Source organism: Paraburkholderia sp. BR10923, assembly GCF_040948765.1.
Taxonomy (GTDB): Bacteria; Pseudomonadota; Gammaproteobacteria; order Burkholderiales; family Burkholderiaceae; genus Paraburkholderia; species Paraburkholderia youngii.
The window spans coordinates 1-1,191 of the sequence record NZ_JBFPKO010000119.1; the positions used below are offsets into that span (position 1 = coordinate 1).

Consider the following 1,191-nt stretch of genomic DNA (forward strand, 5'->3'; position numbering starts at 1 on the left):
CCGTCGGGTCTGCTCGGCGAACGTGTCGCGGATCGCGCCTGATCCCGGGCCACAAGGAGTCAACAATCATGACCTCAATTCAACCGATCGAGCCGTCCACAACGCTCATCCCCGAAAAGAACCGCACGAAGACGCTGACCATCGGCATCCTTACGACGATCTTCGTGATCGCCGCGCCGATGATCATCGGCGCGGCGGGCGGCAACTACTGGGTCCGCGTGCTCGACTTCGCGATGCTGTACGTGATGCTCGCGTTGGGCCTGAACGTGGTGGTGGGCTTTGCCGGCCTGCTCGACTTGGGCTACATCGCGTTCTACGCGATCGGTGCCTACACGGCCGCGCTGCTGAGCTCGCCGCACCTGTCGACGCAATTCGAATGGATCGCGGCGCTCGCGCCGCACGGTTTGAACGTGCCGATCTGGATCATCGTGCCGATCGCGATGTCGCTGGCCGCGATGTTCGGGATCCTGCTCGGCGCGCCGACGCTGCGTCTGCGCGGCGACTACCTGGCGATCGTGACCCTCGGCTTCGGGGAAATCGTGCGGATCTTCATGAACAACCTCGACCGTCCGGTGAACATCACCAATGGTCCGAAGGGGATCACCGGGATCGCTCCGGTGCAGATCGGCGGCTTCAGCTTCGCGCAGTCGCACTCGCTGTTCGGCATGCAGTTCCCGGCGGTGTACCTGTACTACTACCTGTTCGTGCTGTGCGCGCTGTTCGTGATCTGGACGTGTACGCGTCTGCAGCATTCGCGTATCGGCCGCGCGTGGGCCGCGATCCGCGAAGATGAAATTGCCGCCAAGGCGATGGGCATCAACACCCGCAACGTGAAGCTGCTCGCGTTCGCGATGGGCGCGTCGTTCGGCGGCTTGTCGGGCGCGATGTTCGGTGCGTTTCAGGGCTTCGTGTCGCCGGAATCGTTCACGTTCTGGGAATCGGTCGTGGTGCTCGCCTGTGTGGTGCTCGGCGGCATGGGCCACATTCCCGGCGTGATTCTCGGCGCGGTGCTGCTCGCTGTGTTCCCCGAGTTCCTGCGCTCCACGATGGGTCCGCTGCAGAACATGATCTTCGGCCATGAAGTCGTCGATACCGAAGTGATCCGTCAGCTGCTGTACGGTCTGGCGATGGTCGTGATCATGCTGTATCGCTCGGAAGGCCTGTGGCCCGCGCCGAAGCACGAAGACAAGA

The 1,191-nt window shown here is 63.2% G+C and carries 1 protein-coding gene; it reads left to right on the forward strand.

Going from position 1 to position 1,191, the window contains the following annotated elements:
• Positions 1–68: 68 nt before the first annotated feature.
• The coding region (locus AB3X94_RS41650; protein WP_368614449.1) for an ABC transporter ATP-binding protein at positions 69–1,191 on the forward strand (1,123 nt) is incomplete at its 3' end.